Origin of the sequence: Streptomyces sp. 13-12-16, from assembly GCF_002114215.1 — a bacterium.
Lineage (GTDB): Bacteria > Actinomycetota > Actinomycetes > Streptomycetales > Streptomycetaceae > Streptomyces.
Genome location: NZ_NCTE01000619.1, coordinates 1 through 4,066 on the forward strand (window position 1 = coordinate 1; position 4,066 = coordinate 4,066).

A 4,066-nucleotide genomic window follows, 5' to 3' on the forward strand; every position below is an offset into this window, starting at 1 on the left:
CGCCGCCCCCGAGGACCTGCCGCCGCTCTTCCGCGGCATGGTCAGGAGCGGCCGCCGCACCGCCGCCGCCACCGACGCGGCCGGAGCGGCCGCCGCCCTCGCCGCCAGGCTCGGCGAACTCCGCGCCGACGAACGCGTCCGGTACGTCACCGACCTGGTCCGCGAACAGGCCGCCCGGGTCCTCGGCCACGCCACGCCGAAGGCCGTCGACGTGACCCAGGAGTTCCGGGAGCTCGGCTTCGACTCGCTGACCGCCCTGGAACTGCGCAACCACCTCTCCACGGCGACCGGGCTGCGCCTGCCGGCCACCCTGGTCTTCGACTACCCGACCCCCACGGCACTCGCCGAACACCTCGTCTCCGAACTGGCCCCCGGCGACGAGGACCCCCAGGGCCCCTCGCTGCTCGCCGAACTCGACCGCCTGGAAGCGCTCTTCGCGGCGGGCGAGCACGACGGGATCACCCGCGCGGGACTCGCCCTCCGGCTCGGCCGGATGCTGGACAAGGTGCGCGGCGGAACACCGGAAGCGACCGGCACCCCCGTGGACGACGCCTTCGAATCGGCCAGCGCCGACGAGGTGTTCGCCTTCATCGACAACGAACTCGGCCGCATGGGCGACCACTGAGACGAGCCGATCCACCACAGGAAGGTTTTCCCGTCATGCCCGATGACAAAAAGCTCGTCGACTACCTCAAGTGGGTCACGGCCGACCTGCACAAGACCCGTCGACGGCTGGAGGAGGCCGAGGCGAGCCGGCACGAGCCGATCGCCATCGTGGGCATGGCCTGCCGGCTGCCCGGCGAGGTCGCCTCCCCGGAGGACTTCTGGCGGCTGCTGGACGAGGGCCGCGACGGCATCACCCCGTTCCCCACCGACCGGGGCTGGGACCTCGACGCCCTCGGCGGCGAGGGAACGGGCAGCAGCGCCGCCGCCGAGGGCGGCTTCGTTGACGCCGCCGCCTTCGACGCCGGGTTCTTCGGCATCTCGCCGCGCGAGGCCGTCGCCATGGACCCGCAGCAGCGGCTCCTGCTGGAGACCACCTGGGAAGCGGTGGAACGCGCCGGCCTCGACCCGGTGTCCCTGCGCGGCTCCCGCACCGGCGTGTTCGTCGGCACCGCCGGCGTCGACTACGTCGGCGTCGTGATGAACTCCCGCGAGGACGCGGAGGGCCACGCCACCACCGGCCTCACCGCCAGCGTCGTCTCCGGCCGCGTCGCCTACGCCTTCGACCTCGCCGGGCCGGCGGTCACCGTGGACACCGCCTGCTCCTCCTCCCTGGTCGCCCTCCACCTGGCCGCCCAGTCCCTGCGCCAGGGGGAGTGCTCCCTCGCCCTGGCGGGCGGTGTCACCGTCATGTCCACCCCCATGGGTTTCTCCGGCTTCACCCGCCAGGGCGGCATCTCCACCAGCGGCCGCTGCAAGGCGTTCGCCGACTCCGCCGACGGCACCGGCTGGTCCGAGGGCGCCGGCGTCCTCGTCCTGGAGCGGCTGTCCGACGCCCGCCGCAACGGGCACGAGGTGCTCGCCGTGGTCCGCGGCTCCGCCGTCAACCAGGACGGCGCCTCCAACGGGCTCACCGCGCCCAACGGGCCCTCGCAGCAGCGTGTCATCCGGCAGGCCCTGGCCGGCGCCGGGCTCTCACCCGCCGACGTGGACGCCGTCGAGGCCCACGGCACCGGCACGCCCCTCGGCGACCCCATCGAGGCCCAGGCCATCCTCGCCACCTACGGCCAGGACCGGCCCGCCGACCGGCCGCTGCTGCTCGGCTCGGTGAAGTCGAACATCGGCCACTCCCAGGCCGCCGCCGGCGTCGCCGGCGTCATCAAGACCGTCCTGGCCATCCGCCACGGCGTGCTGCCCAGGACCCTCCACGTCGACGCGCCCTCCACCCACGTCGACTGGACCGCGGGCAACGTCCGCCTCCTCACCGAGCGCACCCCCTGGCCGGAGACCGGCCGTCCCCGCCGCGCCGCCGTGTCCTCCTTCGGCATCAGCGGCACCAACGCCCACCTCGTCGTCGAGCAGGCCCCCGAACCGGAGGAGTCGGAGCAGCCCGCTGCACCGACGGCCCACCCGACGGTCGTGCCGTGGCCGGTCGCCGGCAAGACGAAGGGCGCCCTGGAGGCGCAGCTCGCAGGCGTGTCGGCGCTGACCGACGCCACCGCGCTGGACGTCGGCTTCTCCCTGGCGTCGGGACGGTCGGTGTTCGAGCACCGGGCGGTCCTCCTCGCGGGCGCGGAGGGCGGTGCCCCCGTCGAGGTGGCGCGCGGTCGTGCGGTGGAGCGGTCGCTCGCCGTCCTGTTCTCGGGTCAGGGGTCGCAGCGGGCGGGGATGGGGGGTGAGCTGTATGCCCGGTTCCCGGTGTTCGCGCAGGCGTTGGATGCCGTACTGGCGCGTTTCGACGTGGAGTTGGAGCGTCCGTTGCGGGAGGTGATGTTCGCACCGGAGGGCACGCCGGAGGCGGAGCTCCTGGACACGACCGGTTACACGCAGCCCGCGTTGTTCGCGGTCGAGGTGGCGTTGTTCCGGTTGGTCGAAAGCTGGGGTGTGCGGCCGGAGTTCGTGGCCGGGCATTCCGTGGGTGAGATCGCGGCCGCGCACGTGGCCGGGGTGCTGTCGCTGGAGGACGCGTGCGCGCTGGTCGCGGCGCGTGCCCGGCTGATGCGGGAACTCCCGGCGGGCGGCGCCATGATCGCCGTACAGGCCACCGAGGAGGAGATCGCTCCGAGGCTGACGGACGACATCGCCCTGGCGGCGGTGAACGGTCCGGACGCGGTGGTGATCGCGGGTGTCGAGTCCGAGGTCGTGGCGCTGGCGGAGGAGTTCGCGGAGAAGGGTCGCAAGACGCAGCGTCTGTCGGTGAGTCACGCCTTCCACTCGCCGTTGATGGAGCCGATGCTCGACGCCTTCCGCGAGGTCGCGGAGGGACTGACGTACGCCGAGCCGCGCATCCCCGTCGTGTCCAACGTGACCGGCGAGATCGCGGACCCGGAGCTGCTGTGCTCGGCCGACTACTGGGTGCGTCACGTCCGTGGCACGGTGCGTTTCGCCGACGGCGTGCGCGCGCTGGCCGACGGGGGAGCGGACGCCTTCCTGGAACTGGGACCCGGCGCCGTCCTCACCGCCCTGACCCGTCAGACCCTCGGCGACGAGGCGGACGTCGTGGCGGCGCCCGCCCTGCGCGCCCGGCTCGACGAACAGACCGCGCTGCTCACCGGGCTGGCCGAACTGCACGTCGCGGGCGTCCGCGTCGACTGGACCGCCTTCTTCGAGGGAACCGGCGCCCGCCGCACCGACGTCCCCACCTACCCCTGGCAGCACCGCGCCTACTGGCCGCGGCCCCTCGCCTTCGCCGGGGACGTGGCCGGCGCCGGACTCACCCCCGCCGAACACCCCCTGCTCGGCGCGGCGGTGCCACTGGCCGGCACCAGCGGAGTGCTGCTCACCGGGCGGGTGTCCCTGCGCACCCACCCCTGGCTCACCGACCACACCATGGGCGGCATGGTCCTCTTCCCGGCGACCGGCTTCCTCGAACTGGCCGTGCGCGCCGGCGACCAGGTGGGCTGTGGCCGGGTGCAGGAACTCACCCTCACCACCCCGCTCGTGCTCGACGCCCGCGGCGCCGTCGCCGTCCAGGTACGCGTCGGTGCCCCCGACGAGTCCGGCGGCCGGGAACTCGGCATCCACTCCCGGTCCGCCGACGCCCCCGACGAGCCGTGGACCCAGCACGCCACCGGTGTCCTCGTCCCCGACGAGCGGCAGGTCGAGTTCGACGCCGCCCAGTGGCCGCCGCAGGGCGCCGAACCCCTCGACCTGACCGGCTTCTACGAGCGCACCGAGTACGGTCTCCTCTTCCAGGGCCTGCGCGCCGCCTGGGCCCGCGGCGAGGAGGTCTTCGCCGAACTGGAGCTGCCCGGCCGCGCGGACGACGCCGAACTGTTCGCCCTGCACCCGGCCCTGCTCACCGCCGCACTGCACGCCGTGGAGTTCGTCGAGCTGAAGGACGCCGACCAGGGCCTGCTGCCGTTCTCCTGGTCCGGGGTGTCCCTGCACGCCTCCGGCGCCG

At 74.0% G+C, this 4,066-nt stretch carries 2 protein-coding genes; both read left to right on the forward strand.

Annotated features, from left to right (window positions below; genetic code table 11):
- The coding region (locus B7767_RS24375) for a phosphopantetheine-binding protein (RefSeq protein WP_256923550.1) at positions 1–625 on the forward strand (625 nt) is incomplete at its 5' end.
- 35 nt (positions 626–660) lie between these two features.
- Positions 661–4,066 (forward strand): type I polyketide synthase (locus B7767_RS24380; RefSeq protein ID WP_085574082.1); only part of this gene is annotated, 3,406 nt, incomplete at its 3' end.